Below are 19802 nucleotides of genomic sequence, written 5' to 3' on the forward strand. Positions count from 1 at the left end.
CCTGTCACCGAGGAGCTACTTTACGGCCTTGGAGCTGTCTATCTGCAAACCGCCTTAACATTCGCATTTATTTTCGACTTTCTAGAGCAGATTTCCCCTGGAAGCTTTTCCGGCTCTCCTTCGACCTTCAGAATCGATATTTTTGTCTACTTCAGCATCATAACGCTGACCACCGTTGGCTATGGCGACATCTCACCCTCCACCCCCATAGCAAGAATATTTGTATGTGCCGAGGTGCTTTTTGGAATTTTGTTCACCGCTCTGATTGTTGCCAAGACCATGTCGCTACTCAACGTAGAGAAGAAAGACAACTAAACCAATAGACATGCAGATAGCTTTATATTTTCGGCCCAGCTTATTCACAAGAGAAAACCTGAGTGAGCCAGAACTTTATCGGGTATCCGATTCCAGTTGGCTAACCACTCGACGCAAAGCATCAGGCCCTGTAACCCGATCTCATGGGCGCTGAAACCACGTAGCGTGCTCGACTGAACCCTGTGCTGACAAAACCTTATGAAGGCGCGGAAGCGGCCTTTGATGCGCGGATAGGGCGACCCGCCTGTACCTCATCAGCAGCAGCGATAACTTCGCGTCACTTTGGCTCATGGCCCGGATGAAAGCCTAGAAGAGCCAAGAGGCGGCCTCAGGGCGTAATAGAGACACCCTGCAAGGTGTGTAAGGAGACTCGCGGGGGTTGAGTTCCAGAAGCAGCTGGCGAGCCCAATCGACTATAGGCGCAACGTGTCGATTGCCTATGCAGATCCACGCCCTCCTCGACTCCTGGTGGGCACATGGAGAGCCAGGTGATCAGGATTCAAGGAAAGGAAAGCACAGGAGTTGTATGTACCAAGGCCAGGTATAACCCCAAAACAAAAAACCCCTGAAACCATAGGTTTCAGGGGTTTTCATTTGTATGGCGGAGAGATAGGGATTCGAACCCTAGGTACCCGCGAAGGTACAACGGATTTCGAATCCGTCCCATTCGGCCACTCTGGCATCTCTCCAACGGCGCGCATCATAACAGCACCTTTGCCCGAAGCGAAGCCCCTCGGGCAAATTTTTTCCGTGCTATCAGTCGGTTGCGTCGATTACAGCGGTACGCCCAGACGGTTTGCGACTTCTTCGTAGGCTTCGATCACATCACCGAGGCCCTGACGGAAGCGGTCCTTGTCCATCTTCTTGCGTGTTTCCTTGTCCCACAGGCGGCAGCCATCCGGGCTGAATTCGTCGCCCAGGACGATCTGGCCGTGGAATACGCCGAACTCCAGCTTGAAGTCCACCAGCAGCAGGCCGGCATCGTCGAACAGCTTGCTCAGGACTTCGTTGACCTTGAGCGACAGTTCTTTCATGCGTGCCAGTTGCTCGGCGGTGCCCCAGCCGAACGCCACGACGTGGGATTCGTTGATGAACGGGTCGCCCTTGGCGTCGTCCTTCAGGAACAGTTCGAAGGTGTAAGGGTTGAGTTTCAGGCCCTCTTCCACACCCAGGCGCTTGACCAGGCTGCCGGCGGCGTAGTTACGCACGACGCATTCAACCGGGATCATGTCCAGCTTCTTCACCAGGCATTCGTTGTCGCCCAGCAGTTTGTCGAATTGGGTCGGCACGCCGGCCTCTTCGAGCTTCTGCATGATGAAGGCGTTGAACTTGTTGTTCACCATGCCTTTGCGATCGAGCTGCTCGATACGCTTGCCGTCGAACGCCGAGGTGTCGTTGCGAAACAGCAGGACCAGGCGGTCGGCGTCGTCGGTCTTGTAAACCGATTTGGCTTTGCCACGGTAGAGTTCTTCACGTTTTTCCATGATGGGCTCCGCTTGCTAAGTAGGTGGGCTAGGCGATGTGGCGCCAGTCGAGCCCTGAATCTTGATCGGCCAGTTGCAGCCAGTCCGGGTCGCACCCGAGGGTGTCGACAAAACATTGCCGGGCCAGCTGCGGCAGGTTGTTCTTGCTGCTGAGGTGGGCCAGTACCAGATGCTGCAGGTCCTGCCAGCCCAACTCGGCCACCAGGCTTGCGGCCTGATGGTTGTTCAAATGTCCCATTTCCCCACCGACCCGCTGCTTGAGGAAATACGGGTAGTAACCTCGGGCCAGCATGTCGCGGCAGTGATTGGCCTCGATCATCAAGGCATCCAGCCCGCGATAGCGGTCGATCACTGTGTCGCAGTAGGAACCCAGGTCGGTCAGCAGGCCGAAACGCCGCTGGCCGTCACTGAACACGTACTGCACAGGTTCCAGCGCATCGTGGGCGACGCGGGTCACGTCGATGCTCAAGGCACCGACCTGAAGCGTCTCGCCCCCGGCGAGAAAACCCGCGGCGTCCACCGGCTTGCGCATCCCGCGCAACGTGCCGCGACTGAGGTAGACCGGTAAATTGTAGCGCCGAGACAGCAAACCCACGCCATGCACGTGGTCGGCATGTTCGTGGGTTACCAGAATCGCGCTCAGCTGCGCGGGGGCTACCCCCAGGCGCAGCAGGCGCCGCTCGGTTTCGCGCAAGGAGAAACCACAATCCACCAGGACGTAGGTGTCGTCACTGGCTATCAGCGTGCCATTCCCTTGACTACCACTGCCGAGAACGGCGAAACGCATCGGATCAGCCCAGATTGTCCTGAATCACAGTCAACACTTTGCGCGCCACTTCAGGCGGGGCAACGGTGTTGATGTCTTTCTCGACGGTGACCTGGACGTTGTCGCCCACCTTGCTCAGGCGAACCTGATAACGCTCGGCGCGGGCTTCGATTTCTTCCTTGGCCGGTGCGCTGCCGAACAACTTGCCGAAGAAACCCGGCTCGTCGTTTTTCTTCTCGGCTTTTTCCGCCAGGTTGATGTAGTACAGACCCAGGCTGCGGTTGATGTCTTCAACGCGCCACTCACCCTGTTCCAGGGCGCGGCCGACGCTCGACCAGGCGCGGTCGAGGTCTTCGCCGAGGTTGAGCACCACGTTGCCGCTGCCGTCTTCGGTGAGGCTGACACGGCTCGGGGTATCGAAATCACGCGCGGCCAGCAGGGAGACCGAACCGCCCTTCTCGGCGCTGCGGCTCATGCTGGCAAGCATTTCGTCGACCAGCGCGGCATCCAGGCTGGTGTTGACCGAACGGTTGGTGAAATCGACGTTGGAGGTACTGCCGACAGGACGCTCGGCGCTGACCACGTAGACTTCACTGGTATTGCGCTGCACGCCGGGTTCGATACGCACCCGCACGCGGGTTTCGTTATCGGCCGAACCTACGCTGCCCAGGCGCTTGGCCATGGATGCGGAGAGCTCGTCGGAACGCTGCCAGGCGGTGCTGAACTCGCCGGTTTGCGGGCGTTGTTCGTCGATACGGAAACCGTTGTCCTGGAAGAACTGCATGGCCACCGGCCAGACTTCGGCCGGGGCGTGCTGGGCCATGACCCAACGTGCATCGCCGCTCTTCTGCAGGGTGTAGTCGCTGGCATCGGCCACCGAGCCCAGCGGCTGCGGACGCGGCACGATGTATTCGCCCTTGACGGTGTCGTCGGCCACGTTGCGCGGAATCGGCAACAGCGGATCAAGGCGTTTGGAGGTGCTGACATCCGACGGCAGTTGCATCGGTGCGGTCTGTTGCGCTTGCAGGTAATCGCTGCCGCGGTCACGGAAGTAGCCTTCCGGCCCCCAGATCCAACCGCAGCCACTGGTGCTGGAGATAATCAAGGCAAGTGCGGAAAGTCCGGCCAATCGCTTCATGCGTAGTACTTCCTCAATTAAACCAATACGCCGGACTGGCGCATGGCCTGCCGCAGCGGTTCGTGACAGGCAGCACTGAGCCAGGTGAGCGGCAGACGGATACCGTTCGCCATCAAGCCCATCTCGCACAGGGCCCATTTCACGGGAATAGGGTTGGATTCGATAAACAGCGTCTTGTTGAGCGGCATCAGCTTCTCGTGGATCGCCCGGGCGGTGGCGGCATCGCCACGCATCGCGGCGGCGCACATCTCGCTCATGGCTTTTGGCGCCACGTTGGCGGTCACCGAAATATTGCCCTTGCCGCCCAGCAGGATCAGTTCGACGGCGGTTGCGTCGTCGCCGGAATACACCAGGAAGTCGCTGCTCACGCCGGCCAGGATGTCCTTGGCGCGCTGCAGGTCGCCGGTGGCTTCCTTGATGCCGATGATGTTCGGCACGGTCGACAGGCGGATCACAGTCTCGGCCTTCATGTCGCAAGCGGTGCGACCCGGCACGTTATAGAGGATCTGCGGGATATCGACGGCTTCGGCGATGGCACGGAAATGCTGATACAGGCCTTCTTGCGTCGGCTTGTTGTAATAAGGGGTCACCAGCAGGCACGCGTCGGCACCGGCGATCTTCGCGTTGGTGGTCAGTTCGATCGCTTCGCGCGTCGAGTTCGCGCCGGTACCGGCGATCACCGGGATGCGCCCTGCAACCTGAGCGACCACGCGACGAATCACTTCGATGTGTTCGTTCACATCGAGGGTAGCCGACTCACCTGTAGTGCCGACCGCCACAATGGCGTTGGTGCCCTCTTGCAGGTGGAAGTCCACCAGTTTGCTCAGGCTGTCCCAGTCGAGACGACCCTGTGCATCCATGGGTGTGACCAGTGCCACCATACTGCCCGCAATCATGCAACCGCTCCTGCCGGAAAAAGAGAGCGGTAATGGTACTGGCGCCAAGATGCTTGCACAAGCGAAGTACCGCGCTGCGAGCATTCCCCTGAGCGATGTATTTCGCTACCCTTCAGACTTTGATCGGTACTGCTAAGCTCGTACGCCGGGTTCCAGCCTCCCTTTTCGGCATCCGAAGCCCCAATCCCGCGTTGCCGCCCTTCGCTCTCGCCTTTATGGAGTTCGTTGCAACCGGGCGGTTCAGGGCTTCTGAAACCGCATCCGGACGTTTACCCAGTACTCGAGCCTGTAAAAGTATCGACCGCTCATCGCTTTAGGAATGCTGCATGTCCACCCCCACAGTCCGCGAACAATTCCTTGTCATCAGTGCCCTCGGCGCCAACCCCATGGAGCTGACCAACGTCCTGTGCCGCGCCAGCCATGAAAACCGCTGTGCCGTGGTGACCTCCCGCCTGACCCGCCACGGCGAGTGCAGCGCGCTGGTCCTGGAGGTTTCCGGCAGCTGGGATGCCCTGGCGCGCCTGGAGGCCGGCCTGCCGTCGCTGGCGAAGAAATACGCCTTCACCGTCAACGTGGTACGCAGCGCGGCCCTGGAAAACCGCCCGCAGGCCCTGCCTTATGTGGCTTACGTCAGCGCCGCCTACCGCCCGGACATCGTCAACGAACTGTGCCAGTTCTTCATCGACCACCATGTCGAGCTGGAAAACCTGACCTGCGACACCTATCAGGCTCCGCAGACCGGCGGCACCATGCTCAACGCCACCTTTACCGTGACCTTGCCGGCCGGCACCCAGATCAGCTGGCTGCGCGATCAGTTCCTGGACTTCGCCGACGCCATGAATCTCGATGCGTTGATCGAACCCTGGCGCCCACAGAACCCAATGTAAGGAAAGCCCCAATGGCCGTTGCCATCGACCAACCTGTTGCCAACTTCGAAGCCCCGGCCACCAGCGGTCAGACCGTCAGCCTCGCCGCGCTCAAGGGCAAGCAGGTGGTGATCTACTTCTACCCCAAGGACAGCACCCCGGGCTGCACCACCGAAGGCCAGGGCTTTCGCGATCAATACGCCGCGTTCAAGGCCGCCAACACCGAGGTGTTCGGCATCTCCCGCGATGGCCTGAAGTCCCATGAGAACTTCAAGTGCAAGCAGGAATTCCCCTTCGAGCTGATCAGCGACAAGGACGAAGCCGTCTGCCAATTGTTCGACGTGATCAAGCTGAAGAAGCTCTACGGCAAGGAATACATGGGCGTCGATCGCAGCACCTTCCTGATCGACAAGAATGGCGTGCTGCGCCAGGAATGGCGTGGCGTGAAAGTGCCAGGCCACGTGGATGCGGTACTGGCTGCCGCGCAGGCGCTGAACAAGGCCTGAGCGGGGTAAACGACTAAAAAAGGGGGCGGCTGAATCAGCCGCCCCCTTTTCATTTCCAGGACAGAGCCGTTCTAGAGCAAGGGCGCCACGACCGGCTCCTTGCGCGGCCAGGCATCCAGTACCGCCTTGAACAGGGTGGCCAGGGGAATCGCGAAAAATACGCCCCAGAAGCCCCACAACCCGCCAAACAGCAGCACCGCACAGATGATCGCCACTGGATGCAGGTTCACTGCCTCGGAGAACAGCAGCGGCACCAGCACGTTGCCGTCCAGGGTCTGAATGATCCCGTAGACCGCCATCAGATAGATAAACTGGTCGCTCCAGCCCCACTGGAACAAGGCGATCAGCGCTACCGGCACGGTCACCACCACCGCCCCGACGTAGGGCACCACTACCGAAATCCCCACCAGCAATGCCAGCAGGGCCGCGTAGTTCAGCCCCAAGGCCACGAAGGCGATGTAGGTCACTCCACCACAAATGACGATCTCGATCACCTTGCCACGAATGTAATTGGCGATCTGCCGGTTCATCTCCTGGGCCACCCGGGTGATCAGCGCCCGCTCGCGCGGCAGGTAACCGCGCACCCACTGGCTGATCATCGCCCGGTCCTTGAGGAAGAAAAACACCAGGATCGGCACCAGCACCAGATAGATCATGATGTTGACCAGCAGTGGCAGGCTGGACAGCGAGAAGGTCAGCGCCCACTGGCCGAACTTGCCGATCTCGCCACGCGCCACCTCGATCGCCTGCAACACCTGTTCGTCGGACACCAGGTGTGGGTAACGCTCCGGCAACAGCAGAAGCAGCGATTGCCACTTGGCGAGCATTCCCGGCAGCTCGTTGAACAAAGTGATCAACTGATGCCACAGCAGCGGCACGACGACCACGATGAACACCAGCAGCAGCCCCATGAACAAGGCAAAGACCAGGCCTACCGCCGCCCCGCCTGGCAAGCGCCAGCGTTCCAGCGTGAGCACCAGCCCCTGCATCAGGTAGGCCAACACCATCCCCGCCAATACCGGCGCGAGCATGCCGCCCAGGGTCAGCACGGCGGTGAAGGCCAGGAACAACAGAACGGCCAGCACCACGGCCTCTTCGTCGGAGAAGTAGCGCTGAATCCAGTCGCGTAACACTTTGAACATCAATGATCCTTAGACAGAGGCGCGATGATTTCCGGGGCGGTTCAGGCCTTCTTCAGCCAGTAACGATAGACCCCGGCTTCGTCTTCCTCGCGCAGCAGGGTATGACCGGCCAAACGGGCAAAGGTGCGAAAGTCGCGCTGGGAACCGGCATCCGTGGCGATCACCTTGAGCACCGCGCCGCTGGCCAGGCGATTGAGTTCCATCTTGGCCTTGAGCAGCGGCAGCGGGCAGTTCAGGCCGCTGGCATCGAGCTCGGCGTCGTGGGCTACAGCATCAGTCATTGCGTCACTCCGGGAGGGTCGTCGAGGTGCCTAGAATATCTGGTCCAAGGCCTGGTGTCCGGCTACAGTAGACTCTTTGTCGACTAAGGCTTTGTGCATGACTTTTTTGCGCCCTACCCTGCTGACGCTCGCTTGCCTGCTCGCCTCACCAGGCTTCGCCGACGACCTGCCGTCACTCGGTGATGCCAGTTCTGCCATTGTCTCGCCCCAACAGGAACACCAACTGGGCCGCGCCTGGCTGGCGTTGCTGCGCAGCCAGGTTTCGCAACTCAACGACCCGCAACTCAAGGATTACGTCGAAACCAGCGTCTACAAGCTGGTCGAGACCAGCCAAGTCAACGACCGGCGCCTCGAGTTCATCCTGATCAACAGCCCGCAGCTCAACGCCTTCGCCGCTCCCGGCGGGATTGTCGGGGTCAACGGCGGGCTGTTCCTCAATGCCCAGACCGAAGGCGAATACGCCTCGGTGCTGGCGCACGAATTGGCGCACTTGTCGCAACGCCACTTCGCCCGTGGCGTCGAGGCCTCGCAACGCATGCAGGTGCCGATGATGGCCGCCCTGCTGGCCGGTATTGTGATCGCTGCGGCGGGCGGTGGCGACGCCGGGATCGCCGCCATTGCCGGCACCCAGGCCGCGGCCATCCAGGAACAACGGCGCTTCTCTCGGCAGAACGAGCAGGAAGCTGACCGTATCGGCATCCTCAACCTGGAAAAGGCCGGTTATGACCCGCGCTCCATGCCGACCATGTTCGAACGCCTGATGCGTCAGTACCGCTTCGACGCCAAGCCGCCGGAGTTCCTGCTGACTCACCCGGTCACCGAATCGCGGATCGCCGACACCCGCAACCGTGCCGAACAGGCCAAGGCTGGCGGCAAGGAAGACAGCCTGCGCTACCAGCTGATCCGCGCACGCGTGCAACTGATCTACGAAGAGTCTCCCGGCATGGGCGCCAAGCGTTTCCGTGCCCAGCTCGACGAAAACCCGAAAAACGACATCGCCCGCTACGGACTCGCCATCGCCCAGATCAAGGGCAGCCAGTTCAACGATGCCCGGGAAAACCTCAAGCAACTGCTGGCCAAGCAGCCTAACGACATCACTTACAACCTGGCCCAGATCGATCTGGATACCGCCACCAGCCGTTTTTCCGACGCTCAGGCCCGGGTGGATAAAATGCTTGCGCAGTACCCGGGCAACTATCCACTGAACCAGGTCAGGGTCGATCTGCTGCTCAAGCAGAATCGCCCGGCGGACGCCGAAAAGGCTCTGGAAAGCCTGCTCAAGACCCGCTCCGATGATCCGGACGTCTGGTACTCGGTGGCGGAAACCCGTGGCCTGTCCGGCAACATCATCGGCCTGCATCAGGCGCGGGCCGAATACTTTGCCCTGGTCGGCGACTATCGCCAGGCGATCCAGCAGCTGGATTTCGCCAAACGCCGCGCCGGCAGCAACTTTCCCCTGTCTTCGCGGATCGACGCACGTCAGCGTGAGTTGATGGACCAGGAGCAGATGGTCAAGGACATGATGCGCTGAGCCCGACCGGCGCCCACAAAAAAGCCCGCCTCTTCCGAGGCGGGCTTTTTATTGCGCGATCAACCCGCTAAGCGGATTACTCGGCCAGCTTGAAGGTAATGAAGCTGGCGCGCCCCTGACGCAGAACCCGCATCGAGACCGAACGGTTCTTTGGCAGCGCCTGGGCGATTTCAGTGAAGTTCTTGGTTGAAGTGATCGCCTGATTGTTCAGGTGAGTGATCACATCGCCCGGCTGCAGGCCGATCAGCGCGGCTGGGCCATCCTGGACTTCCTTGATCACCACACCACCCTTGAGGTCGAAGGCTTTCTTCTGCTCATCGGTCAACTCGACCACCGCAACGCCCAGACGGTTGCTGCTGCGCTCGGCACCGGACTTGCTGATGACATCCAGGGTCTTGTCTTCGTCCGGAATCGCACCAACGGTCAATTCGACGTTCTTGCGTTTGCCGTCACGAATCACTTCAAGGTTGGCTTTCGCGCCTGCCTTGAGGGCACCGACCAGATGCGGCAGGTCCGCCGACATGATGATCGGTTGACCGTTCATGCTCAGGATCACATCGCCCACCTGCAGGCCGCCCTTGGCCGCCGGGCCGTCATCCTGGATCTGGGCCACCAGCGCACCGGCCGGTTTCTCCAGGCCGAAGGATTCCGCCAGGTCCTTGTTCACTTCCTGGATGACCACGCCCAGCCAGCCGCGGCTGACTTTGCCACCGGCTTTCAGCTGGTTGGAAACGTCCATGGCGACATCGATCGGGATGGCGAAGGACACACCCATGAAGCCGCCGGAACGGGTGTAGATCTGCGAGTTGATACCCACGACTTCACCGGCCAGGTTGAACAGCGGACCACCGGAGTTACCCGGATTGATCGGCACGTCGGTCTGGATGAACGGCACGTAGTTTTCGTTCGGCAGGCTACGACCGATGGCACTGACGATGCCCTGGGTCACGGTGTGGTCGAAACCAAATGGCGAACCAATGGCCACCACCCACTGGCCGGCCTTCAGGTCCTGGGATTTGCCCAGTTTCAGCACTGGCAGGTCCTTGCCATCGATCTTCAGCAATGCCACGTCGGAACGTGGATCGGTACCGATCAGCTTGGCTTTGAGTTCGCTGCGGTCAGCCAGGCGGACAAGGATTTCATCCGCGTCGGCGATCACATGGTTGTTGGTCAGGATGTAACCGTCCGACGAAATGATGAAGCCAGAACCCAGGGACTGGGCTTCACGCTGGCGATCGCCCCGTGGCGAACGCGGCTGCGGCGGCATGCCACGCTCGAAAAACTCGCGCAGCATCGGCGGCAAGCCTTCGAGGTCTGGCATCTGGGCGGAAACCTTGCGGTCCGGGAGCTTCTGCGTGGTACTGATGTTGACCACTGCAGGCGATGCCTGCTCGACCAGTTGTGTGAAGTCAGGCAAGTCCGCCGCCTGCGCGGTAACGGCCTGACCGAGCACCAGCACAGTAGCGAAAATGGAGAGATAGGATTTCAAACGTGGTATCGACATACGGCTCCCATTACAACGAGCGTGGTTAAGCGATAGGGACAAGAAATACCAGGCGACTCGCGCAGTACTTTTGTCCCGGAAACGACAAACAAGGCCAGAACCTAGTGGCTCTGACCTATAAGAAAAAACAGGGGGTTTTGCAAATGAAAATGTTCACCGAACATTTAGATATCTCGATTGCAGAGCTGGCATTGCAGACCTCTTACACAACCAACATTAACGCTCGATGAACACCTGGGCTGTACTCACTGCGCCTTGGGCCCAGCGGCGTCGGTACGCATCGACAAGGCGATCCGTTCGGCGGTGCCGATAGGGATCTCGCCCACCACCGTTACCATCATTTCGCCTTCAGGCGTGGTCAGGCGCCGGGATACCGCCACGGTCGGGCCCAGTTGAGTGCGAGTGTCGGTCACCGTCGCACCGTTGAGCGGCTCGAGGAACACCGAGAAGCGGGCCAGACCATCGTCATACATCAAGCTGTTGACCATGGCCTTGGTGTCGGGATCCTTGCGCGCACTGCTGCTGGTCAACTCGAAGCCTGGCGGTAACCAGTCGGAATGCCAGACCTGCGCAGCCTTCACCGCGGAAGCCTTGTCGCTGTCCAGGGCCACAGCCTTGCATTCGGCGCTGGCCTGCAACTCGCTGTCCTTCGGCACATCAGCCGTATCCAGGCGAGTGAACTGGAAGCGCTCGAGCAACTGCCCCTTATCGTTCAATAGCAACGATTTCAGCGGCAGGCCCGTCTCGCGGTCCAGATGCAATTCAAAACCATAACGATGCTGGTCCCGTGGGGTCAGGGAAACAATGACCGCCACACGCCCAGCCACACGCGACTTGCCGATGACGGCAAGGTCGTACCAATTCTTGAGCTTTTCTGGATCGAGTGAGTGGGCCGAAGCGTTGGGGACATCCCCCAGTCCAGCCACCAGCGTACCGCTGACACATTGGGTACGCCCATCAACACGCACAACCTCTTGAGCGGAACCGTCGAGCTGAATCAACCGCTCGCGGACCTGGCCATCCTGGACGCGATGCCAGATGTTATGGGTAGAAAAACTACCGTTACGCTCGTAGACGAAAGTACCCTGGAAGCTTTGCTGCTGTTCGGCTTGCCCAAGACGTTTCAACCAATCCTGAGCTTCGTCGGCGTGGGCTGGAACGATGAACCAGCCACTGAGCAGAAGCGAGAGTAGAGGGATGGCGCGCATGATCCTCCTTAACGGTTTTCCAGGCTCGCCGCACGAGCATAAGGCAGAGCGCTTTCAGTGCCCTTCAGTGCAGCTTGTTGAGCATGCTGACGCAGGTAGCTTGGCAGACGCTGATCGTGCCAGCCTGGCTGACCTTGCAATACGCCGTTGGCCATAGGGCCAGTGGCTTCCGAACTCTCATTGTAGCCGGCCAATACAGCTGGGCCTTTTACTTGAGGAGCGGCCAGGGTTGGCTGGTTCGATTGCTGTGCCAGTTCGACACCAGCGATCTCGTCCTGGTTGTACAGGCGAACACCCGCCAGCACGGCAACGGTCACCGACGCAGCAACAGCCAGGCGACCCAGGCTGCGCCATGGACCACGAGTGGCCTTGGCCGGTACGGCTTCGTCAGCCAGCGCAGCAGAAACGGCCGCGGCGATGTCCAGACGCGGAAGCAGCAATTCCTTGTGCATGGCCGCCCGGGCGATCTGGTAACGAGCCCAGGTCTCACGGGTTTCCACTTCGTCGACGGCATTCAATACCCGACGCAATTCCAGTTCGTCCGCTTCGTTATCCATCACCGCGGACAGCGATTCCTGCAGGGCTTCACGACTCATGGCGGTTCCTCTCTTGGCTGTCGCCGCTGTCTCAGGTTTCCTGCAACAACGGCTGCAGGGCTTTATCGATGGCCTCCCGAGCGCGGAAAATCCGGGAGCGCACGGTACCCACCGGACATTGCATGACGCTGGCAATGTCCTCGTAACTCAGACCATCGAATTCACGTAAAGTTAAAGCCGTACGCAAATCTTCTGGCAGTTGCTGAATGGTTCGATGGACGGTGCCTTCGATCTCATCCCGCAGCAATGCGCGCTCTGGAGATTCGAGATCCTTGAGGCCGTGATCGCCATCGTAGAACTCCGCATCCTCGGAACTGACATCGCTATCCGGCGGCCGGCGGCCGCGTGAAACCAGATAGTTTTTCGCCGTGTTGATGGCGATACGATACAGCCACGTATAAAACGCACTGTCACCGCGGAAATTACCAAGCGCACGGTAAGCCTTGATAAAGGCTTCTTGTGCAACATCCTGGGCTTCATGGGTGTCGTGCACGAAACGCACGATCAACCCGAGAATTTTGTGCTGGTATTTCAGCACTAGCAGATCGAAAGCTCGCTTGTCGCCGCGCTGAACGCGCTCGACCAGCTGCTGATCCTCTTCCTGGGTTAGCATGAACACTCCTCGATAAGCTCGGAGGAGGCTTGCATAACTAAACGATCAGGCTTGCAAACATAGACTCGGGCTTTTCGCAAAAGTTCTCCCCCTCCAAGCAAGTTTCCTGCGGGCTCTGATTTGGCACGCACGAAAAACGCAGCGCGGGCAAGGCCGGCTGCGCGAATAATCCTGTCGTCGAATTGAGTTGCATGACCACAACACAAGTCCTGCATAAAACCGACGCTGTCCCTTCTATCAGGCAACCTTCTATTGAGTTTGGGGCCGTGTCAAAAGTTCCCAATCTTTATAGCCGTGCAGGGCGAACATTGTGTAACCATGAAGAGAAAAAGGTTGCTACATCTTCGATACAGTCGCCAGTTTCCCGATTTGACGGAAAAATCTAACCGCCCGCCACTGCCTCGCAACACCGCCTTTTCCCGCGCCCATAATTTCATAATGCCACGAAGGCACCGCTATTGTGCCGATCCCCCCCTCTATATACTAGTGGGCTGCATGGCTGCTTTGACTCGCCGATCCAGGCGTCTTGCGCCAACCCCGACCCGGGTCGCTTTTGAGCGGAATCTTCCAATGAGCCAACAGTTTCAACACGATGTTCTGGTGATAGGCAGCGGCGCTGCCGGTTTGAGCCTTGCGCTGACCTTGCCCGGTCATCTGCGCATCGCCGTATTGAGCAAGGGCGATCTCGCCAATGGCTCGACCTATTGGGCTCAGGGTGGCGTCGCGGCAGTGCTGGACGACACCGATACCGTCGAATCCCACGTCGACGACACCCTCAATGCCGGTGGCGGCCTGTGCCACGAAGACGCGGTGCGGTTTACCGTCGAGCATAGCCGCGAGGCCATTCAATGGCTGATCGATCAGGGCGTGCCCTTCACCCGTGACGAACAATCGGGCAATGAAGACGGCGGTTTCGAATTCCACCTGACCCGCGAAGGCGGCCACAGCCATCGCCGCATCATCCATGCCGCCGACGCCACCGGCGCGGCCATCTTCACGACATTGCTGGACCAGGCCCGGCAACGCCCGAATATCGAGTTGCTGGAACAGCGGGTCGCCGTCGATCTGATTACCGAAAAACGCCTGGGGCTGGAAGGCGATCGCTGCCTCGGCGCCTATGTACTCAACCGCGCCACCGGCGAAGTCGACACCTACGGTGCGCGTTTTGTCATCCTCGCTTCCGGCGGTGCCGCCAAGGTCTACCTCTATACCAGCAACCCCGATGGCGCCTGTGGCGATGGCATCGCCATGGCCTGGCGTTCGGGCTGCCGGGTGGCCAACCTGGAGTTCAACCAGTTCCACCCGACCTGCCTCTACCATCCGCAGGCCAAGAGTTTCCTGATCACCGAGGCCCTGCGCGGCGAAGGGGCACTCCTGAAGCTGCCCAACGGTGAACGCTTCATGCCGCGTTTCGACCCGCGTGCCGAACTGGCGCCGCGGGATATCGTCGCCCGGGCCATCGACCATGAAATGAAGCGCCTGGGTATCGACTGCGTGTACCTGGACATCAGCCACAAGCCGGAAGCCTTCATCAAAAGCCACTTCCCGACCGTGTACGAACGCTGCCTGGAATTCTCCATCGACATCACCAAGCAGCCGATCCCGGTGGTACCGGCCGCGCACTACACCTGCGGCGGGGTGATGGTCGACCAGCAGGGCCGCACCGACGTTCCGGGCCTGTATGCCATTGGCGAAACCAGCTTCACCGGCCTGCACGGCGCCAACCGCATGGCCAGCAACTCGCTGCTGGAATGCTTCGTCTATGCCCGTTCCGCGGCCGCCGACATTCTCGAGCAACTGCCACAGATCGCCATTCCGATCGCCCTGCCCGCCTGGGACGCCAGCCAGGTCACCGATTCCGACGAAGACGTGATCATTGCGCACAACTGGGACGAACTACGGCGATTCATGTGGGACTATGTCGGTATCGTGCGCACCAACAAGCGCCTGCAACGGGCTCAGCACCGGGTGCGCCTGCTGCTGGACGAAATCGATGAGTTCTACAGCAACTACAAGGTCAGTCGCGACCTGATCGAGCTGCGCAACCTGGCCCAGGTCGCCGAGCTGATGATTCGTTCAGCCATGGAGCGCAAGGAAAGCCGCGGCCTGCATTACACCCTCGACTACCCGAACCTGCTGCCCCAGGCACTGGACACTATTCTGGTGCCGCCCACCTACGGCGACTGAACTTGAGCCGCACGCGCAGGCGCCGATGCACATCGGCCGCCTGTGCATCCCGTGGCACACAGACCGACCTCACCCAGCGCTCGCCCGGCAAGCGAAAACGCAACACCACCAGCAACGGCAGCGCCAGGCTGTCAGGCCGCAGTTGCACCGGCCGCCAGCCCTGCCCCGCGCACCACAACTGCCAGCCATCGGCATCGCGACGCAGACCGCTGAAAGCCGAGGGATGACTCAGCAGAATCCGCCGCGGCAACGTCCAGACTGCGTGGCCCAGGCACAGCAGAGCCCCGAACAGACCGGCCCAAAGCGGAATATCGAGCATCAGCAAGGCGCCCAGCGCGAACAGCTGGGCCAGGAGATAGGCCGCCAGCAATTGCCTGGAAGGCTGCCAGCGGCATTCGAAGGTGTTACTTGGGTTGGACACGATCCAAGATCATGCGGACCATGCGTTGCAGCTCGGGATCTTCGGATTCGGAGCGTTCCATGAACCAGCCGAACATGTCCTGATCTTCGCATTCGAGCAGCCTGACGTAGCAGGCACGGTCAACATCGTTCAGATGCGGATAGACTTCTTTCACGAATGGCACCAGCAACACGTCCAGTTCCAGCATGCCGCGGCGGCTGTGCCAGTAGAGGCGGTTCAGTTCAACATCTTCGACCATGGAGCGCTCCTCAAATAGAGCGCAAGTATACAGTCCGACGGACGCCAGAACAGTCGGCTTTGGTCGATCGCCACCCATCCTTTGTGAACTACCCATTTCAAGGGCACCACCTTATGATGTTCGCCAGACTTTTTACCCTGCGATGACCCATGGCTGATTCCGCTTTTTTCTGCTCCCTGTCCCACGAGGGCGTTCTCGCCGTCCGCGGCCCCGATGCCAGCAAGTTCCTTCAGGGCCAGCTGACCTGCAACCTCAATTACCTCAGCGATAGCCAATCCAGCCTGGGCGCCCGTTGCACCCAGAAAGGCCGCATGCAATCGAGCTTTCGCATCCTGCTCGAAGGCGATGGCTGCCTGCTGGCCATGGCCACCGAGTTGCTGGAGCCGCAACTGGCGGACCTGAAAAAATACGCGGTGTTTTCCAAGGCCAAGCTCAGCGATGAAAGCGCCCTGTGGGCGCGCTTCGGCCTGGGCAACGCCGATGCGCTGCTGGCCGGTCTCGGACTGCAGCTGCCGGCGGAAGACGGCGCGGTTGCCCGCAGCGACAGCCTGATCGCCATTCGTGTCTCAGCGGACCGGGCCGAGCTCTGGGCCCCGGCAGATAAAGCTGAAGGCCTGCGCGAAAAGCTGGCCGCGCAACTGCCCGAAGGCGATCTCAACCAATGGTTGCTGGGCCAGATCCGCGCCGGTATCGGCCAGGTCATGCCGGCCACCCGCGAGCTGTTCATCCCGCAAATGCTCAACCTGCAGGCCATCGGCGGCGTCAGTTTCAAGAAAGGCTGCTACACCGGCCAGGAAATCGTCGCGCGCATGCAGTACCTGGGCAAACTCAAGCGCCGCCTCTACCGCCTGGCCCTGAACGTCGAAGAGTTGCCGGAACCCGGTACCCCGCTGTTCTCCCCGACCCACGGCAGCTCCATCGGCGAAGTGGTGATCGCCGCGCGCGCCGAACAAAACATTGAACTCCTGGCCGTACTGCAAGCCGAAGCAGCAGAGGATGGCAATCTCCATCTCGGCGCGCTCGAAGGTCCCGGGCTGCAGTTGCTGGACCTGCCTTACCAGCTGGATCGCGATCGAGAAATCCAGCGCTGATCGCCGCAACTTCCTGCAATACCCCTAGAGAACAGAAATGAGTGAGCTGGCGGAAAAGGTCCAACAGGATTTGGTTGAGGCCATCGATAACGATGACCTGGTTCTGCCAACGTTACCGGAAGTGGCCCTGCAGATTCGCCGGGCCGCTGAAGATCCGGAAATCAGCGTCAGTACCCTGAGCAAAGTGATTGGCCGTGATACGGCGCTGTCGGCGCGCCTGATCAAAGTGGTCAACAGCCCCCTGCTGCGCGCCACCCAGGAAGTCACCGACCTGCACACCGCGATTACCCGGCTGGGGGTCAACTACAGCAGCAACCTGGCCATCGGCCTGGTCATGGAGCAGATTTTCCATGCCCGCTCGGAGGTGATCGCACAGAAAATGCACGACGTCTGGCGCAAAAGCCTGGAAGTGGCCGGCGTCAGCTATGCCCTGTGCCGCAGCCATACCCAGTTGAAACCCGACCAGGCCGCCCTTGGCGGACTGGTGCATCAGATCGGCGTGCTGCCGATCCTGACCTATGCGGAAGATCACTATGAGCTGCTGTCCGACCCGGTCAGCCTCAACCACGTGATCGAACGCATCCACCCGTTACTGGGCGACAAGCTGCTACAGGTCTGGGAGTTTCCGGAACAGCTGGCCAAATTGCCGGGGCAGTACCTGGACTTCAAGCGTCAGTCCACACGTGTGGATTACGTCGACCTGGTGCAGGTCGCCAGCCTGTATTGCCACAAGGACACCAACCACCCGCTGGCGAAGATCGATCTCCTCAGCGTACCGGCCTTCAAAAAGCTCGGAATCGACCCCGAGAACAAGGTGATGTGCAGCGACCTGGCCGAGTCGCAGTCAATGTTCTACTGAACCTGTACCGCAAAGCCCCTAGCCCGCGTTAAAACTCACCCGCACCTTCAGCCCCGCCTGAGCGCCATCGTGCAGGCTGATCTGCGCCAGATGGGCGCGACAGATTTCGCCGACGATCGCCAGGCCCAGGCCGGAACCGGCGACATGGGGGTTGCGCCGGTAGAAACGCTCGAATACCCGGTCGCGGTCTTCCAGCGGAATCCCCGGGCCGTCGTCCTCCACCTCCAGCACCGCCGGCGCGCTGACCCGCAGGATCACGTTTCCGCCCGGCCTGGTGTGGGCCAGGGCATTGTCCACCAGGTTGCTCAGCAGCTCGTTCAAGAGGGTCGGCTCGCCGCGTAGCCAGACCGGCTCGTCGGCTTCCAGGGCCAGGGCGATCCCCCGGGCGTGGGCCAAGGGCGCCATGGCCATGCCCAGTTCGCGGGCCAGCTGGCTGAGATCGAGCAATTGCGCGCCGCCCTCGGCAATCGCCCGGGCACCGTTTTCGATCCGCGCCAGGGACAGCAACTGATTGGCCAGGTGAGTCAGGCGATCGGTGCCCTGGGCGGCGCTTTCCAGGGTGCTGCGCCAAGTCTCGGGTTCCGACGCCCGCAGCCCCAGTTCCAGGCGTGCCTTGAGTGCCGCCAACGGGGTGCGCAATTCGTGTGCGGCATCGGCGATGAACTGCGCCTGGCGCTCGAACTGCCCACGCAGCCGCTCGGTGAAGTGATTGAGCGCCCGCACCAGTGGCCACAGCTCGCGTTGCACCTCGACCAGCGGCAAGGGCCGCAAGTCGTCGGGCTGGCGCTCTTCCACCGCGCTGCGCAAACGTTCCAGCGGGCGCAACGCGGCGCTGACCGCGAACCACACCAGCAGCAAGGCCCCCATGGCCAGCATGCCCAGGCGCAACAGGGTATCGGCCATCAGGCTGCGCGCCATGCGGACCCGCGCCTCGTCGGTCTCCGCCACGCGAATCTCCGCCATGCCGTTCATGTTCGGCTCGCTGACCGCCTTGAGCAGGCTCACCACCCGGACGTTCTGCCCTTGATAGGTGGCATCGTAGAACCGCGCCAGCGCCGGGTAATCGTCGGTGCGAGGCGTGCCCGGCGGCGGACCGGGCAGGTTTTCGTAACCGGAAATCAGCTGCTGGTGGATGTCGTTGACCTGGTAATAGATCCGCCCGGCGCTGTCGTAGGCAAAGGTATCGAGGGCGACATAGGGCACATTGGCGCTCAGGCCGCCGTCGCGCTGGGACAGGCCGGCGGCGATGGTGCGGGCCGAGGCCAGCAGGGTCCGATCGTAGGCGGTGTCCGCCGCCTCGCGGCCGTTCCAGTAGGCACTCAGGCCGCTGGCCAGCATCAATACCACCAGCAGCAGCGCCAGGTTCCACAGCAGGCGCCAGCGCAGGCTCCTGGGCCTATGCATCGCGGCTTTCCAGCAGGTAGCCGAGGCCACGGAAGGTGACGATGGCCACCGGCTGGCCGTCGAGTTTCTTGCGCAAGCGATGGACATAGATTTCGATGGCATCCGGGCTGGCCTCTTCATCCAGGCCGAAGACCTGGGAAGCCAGTTGCTCCTTGCTCATGACCCGCCCCGGCCGGGCGATCAGCGCCTCGAGCACCGCCTGCTCGCGAGAGGTCAACGTCAGCAGTTCCTCACCGAGGGTAAAGCGCCGGGTATCGAGGTCGTAGGCCAGTACTCCGCAGCGCTGCACCCGCTCGCCGCCGAGCACGCTGCGCCGCAGCAGGGCCTTGACCCGCGCTTCCAGCTCGGTCAGTTCGAAGGGTTTGGCCAGGTAGTCGTCCGCCCCCAGATTGAGGCCATGGACCCGGTCCTTCACATCGCTGCGCGCGGTCAGCATCAGCACCGGCAGGTTCTTGCCCCGTGCACGCAGGCGCGCCAGCACTTCGAAACCATCCAGGCGCGGCAGGCCCACATCGAGGATCGCCATGGCGTAATCCTCGCTGCCCAGGGCCAGGTCCGCGGCAACCCCATCGTGCAGCACATCCACGGTCAAACCCGTGCTCTTGAGCGCCTGGGCGACACTTTCAGCCAGCTGCAGGTGGTCTTCGACGAGAAGCACGCGCATGGATTTCCTACCTCGTTCAGGGGATCGACGGCACTTTTTATTGCCGCGGAGTTTACAGCCGGGACCGCTGCTGTGAAGCCCGAAAACCGTGA

The 19802-nt window shown here is 60.9% G+C and carries 21 protein-coding genes and 1 tRNA gene; 7 read left to right on the top strand and 15 right to left on the bottom strand.

Features of this window, described 5'->3' with window-relative positions:
* Positions 1–315, top strand: a 315-nt coding sequence (locus tag J4D28_RS21810) for a two pore domain potassium channel family protein (RefSeq protein WP_207246448.1), incomplete at its 5' end; no start/stop codon positions are given.
* Positions 316–914: 599 nt separating this feature from the next.
* Here the strand turns inward: J4D28_RS21810 and J4D28_RS21815 are convergent.
* The 5 genes from J4D28_RS21815 to dapA all read right to left on the bottom strand — a co-directional run bounded on the left by J4D28_RS21815 (position 915) and on the right by dapA (position 4599).
* Positions 915–1004, bottom strand: a tRNA-Ser gene (locus J4D28_RS21815).
* 84 nt (positions 1005–1088) lie between these two features.
* Positions 1089–1799, bottom strand: coding sequence for a phosphoribosylaminoimidazolesuccinocarboxamide synthase (gene purC / locus J4D28_RS21820; RefSeq protein WP_007930242.1), 711 nt, complete (start codon positions 1797–1799; stop codon positions 1089–1091).
* A 28-nt stretch (positions 1800–1827) separates the two neighbouring features.
* Complete coding sequence (locus J4D28_RS21825) at positions 1828–2586, bottom strand: MBL fold metallo-hydrolase (protein ID WP_009042592.1); 759 nt, start codon at positions 2584–2586, stop codon at positions 1828–1830.
* A 4-nt stretch (positions 2587–2590) separates the two neighbouring features.
* Positions 2591–3703, bottom strand: coding sequence for an outer membrane protein assembly factor BamC (gene bamC, locus J4D28_RS21830; protein ID WP_009047492.1), 1113 nt, complete (start codon positions 3701–3703; stop codon positions 2591–2593).
* Positions 3704–3720: 17 nt separating this feature from the next.
* Entirely contained in the window at positions 3721–4599 is an 879-nt protein-coding gene (gene dapA, locus J4D28_RS21835) for a 4-hydroxy-tetrahydrodipicolinate synthase (protein WP_009047491.1), read from the bottom strand.
* A gap of 326 nt (positions 4600–4925) precedes the next feature.
* On the opposite strand from dapA, the gene J4D28_RS21840 reads away from it, so the two are divergent.
* On the top strand, positions 4926–5486 hold the full coding sequence (locus J4D28_RS21840; RefSeq protein ID WP_007930238.1) for a glycine cleavage system protein R: 561 nt from the start codon (positions 4926–4928) through the stop codon (positions 5484–5486).
* A gap of 11 nt (positions 5487–5497) precedes the next feature.
* Entirely contained in the window at positions 5498–5971 is a 474-nt protein-coding gene (locus tag J4D28_RS21845; RefSeq protein WP_009047490.1) for a peroxiredoxin, read from the top strand.
* A 71-nt stretch (positions 5972–6042) separates the two neighbouring features.
* Here the strand turns inward: J4D28_RS21845 and J4D28_RS21850 are convergent, their stop codons facing one another.
* Positions 6043–7113 carry an AI-2E family transporter gene (locus tag J4D28_RS21850; protein WP_007930236.1) on the bottom strand — a complete coding sequence of 357 codons (1071 nt, stop codon included), beginning with the start codon at positions 7111–7113 and terminating at the stop codon, positions 6043–6045.
* 41 nt (positions 7114–7154) lie between these two features.
* Positions 7155–7394 carry a sulfurtransferase TusA family protein gene (locus J4D28_RS21855; protein ID WP_007930235.1) on the bottom strand — a complete coding sequence of 80 codons (240 nt, stop codon included), beginning with the start codon at positions 7392–7394 and terminating at the stop codon, positions 7155–7157.
* Between the two features lie 97 nt (positions 7395–7491).
* On the opposite strand from J4D28_RS21855, the gene J4D28_RS21860 reads away from it, so the two are divergent.
* A complete protein-coding gene (locus tag J4D28_RS21860; RefSeq protein ID WP_007930234.1) occupies positions 7492–8925 on the top strand; it encodes a M48 family metalloprotease in 1434 nt (477 codons plus the stop codon).
* A gap of 76 nt (positions 8926–9001) precedes the next feature.
* Here J4D28_RS21860 and J4D28_RS21865 read toward each other — a convergent pair whose 3' ends face one another.
* From J4D28_RS21865 to rpoE, 4 genes are all read right to left on the bottom strand, one after another.
* Positions 9002–10429 carry a DegQ family serine endoprotease gene (locus J4D28_RS21865; protein WP_009047488.1) on the bottom strand — a complete coding sequence of 476 codons (1428 nt, stop codon included), beginning with the start codon at positions 10427–10429 and terminating at the stop codon, positions 9002–9004.
* Between the two features lie 245 nt (positions 10430–10674).
* Complete coding sequence (locus tag J4D28_RS21870) at positions 10675–11637, bottom strand: MucB/RseB C-terminal domain-containing protein (protein WP_103331528.1); 963 nt, start codon at positions 11635–11637, stop codon at positions 10675–10677.
* A gap of 8 nt (positions 11638–11645) precedes the next feature.
* Positions 11646–12233 (bottom strand): sigma-E factor negative regulatory protein, encoded by a 588-nt coding sequence (locus tag J4D28_RS21875; protein WP_009042586.1) that lies wholly within the window; start codon positions 12231–12233, stop codon positions 11646–11648.
* A gap of 31 nt (positions 12234–12264) precedes the next feature.
* Complete coding sequence (gene rpoE / locus J4D28_RS21880; RefSeq protein WP_007930230.1) at positions 12265–12846, bottom strand: RNA polymerase sigma factor RpoE; 582 nt, start codon at positions 12844–12846, stop codon at positions 12265–12267.
* 570 nt (positions 12847–13416) lie between these two features.
* On the opposite strand from rpoE, the gene nadB reads away from it, so the two are divergent.
* Positions 13417–15033, top strand: a complete 1617-nt coding sequence (nadB, locus tag J4D28_RS21885; RefSeq protein ID WP_028681766.1) for an L-aspartate oxidase — start codon at positions 13417–13419, stop codon at positions 15031–15033.
* Here nadB and J4D28_RS21890 read toward each other — a convergent pair.
* A complete protein-coding gene (locus J4D28_RS21890) occupies positions 15002–15454 on the bottom strand; it encodes a protein YgfX (protein ID WP_009047485.1) in 453 nt (150 codons plus the stop codon). The two genes, nadB and J4D28_RS21890, sit on opposite strands and share 32 nt — an antisense overlap.
* The gene (locus tag J4D28_RS21895; protein ID WP_007930227.1) at positions 15438–15692 is read right to left on the bottom strand and encodes a succinate dehydrogenase assembly factor 2; all 255 of its coding nucleotides are present in this window, start codon (positions 15690–15692) and stop codon (positions 15438–15440) included. Before J4D28_RS21895 ends, J4D28_RS21890 begins: the two co-directional genes overlap by 17 nt.
* Positions 15693–15841: 149 nt before the next feature.
* Between J4D28_RS21895 and J4D28_RS21900 the strand changes: the two genes are divergently transcribed.
* Both J4D28_RS21900 and J4D28_RS21905 read left to right on the top strand, forming a co-directional pair.
* Positions 15842–16783 carry a folate-binding protein YgfZ gene (locus tag J4D28_RS21900; RefSeq protein WP_053268418.1) on the top strand — a complete coding sequence of 314 codons (942 nt, stop codon included), beginning with the start codon at positions 15842–15844 and terminating at the stop codon, positions 16781–16783.
* Between the two features lie 37 nt (positions 16784–16820).
* Positions 16821–17642: an HDOD domain-containing protein gene (locus tag J4D28_RS21905; protein ID WP_103331529.1), complete on the top strand. Its 822-nt coding sequence runs from the start codon at positions 16821–16823 to the stop codon at positions 17640–17642.
* 18 nt (positions 17643–17660) lie between these two features.
* Here J4D28_RS21905 and J4D28_RS21910 read toward each other — a convergent pair whose 3' ends face one another.
* Positions 17661–19046, bottom strand: a complete 1386-nt coding sequence (locus J4D28_RS21910) for a sensor histidine kinase (protein WP_028681769.1) — start codon at positions 19044–19046, stop codon at positions 17661–17663.
* Entirely contained in the window at positions 19039–19710 is a 672-nt protein-coding gene (locus J4D28_RS21915) for a response regulator (protein WP_009042580.1), read from the bottom strand. Before J4D28_RS21915 ends, J4D28_RS21910 begins: the two co-directional genes overlap by 8 nt.
* Positions 19711–19802 lie beyond the last annotated feature (92 nt).

The sequence above is a fragment of the Pseudomonas sp. GW531-T4 genome (assembly GCF_017349615.1).
Taxonomy (GTDB): Bacteria; Pseudomonadota; Gammaproteobacteria; order Pseudomonadales; family Pseudomonadaceae; genus Aquipseudomonas; species Aquipseudomonas chlororaphis_I.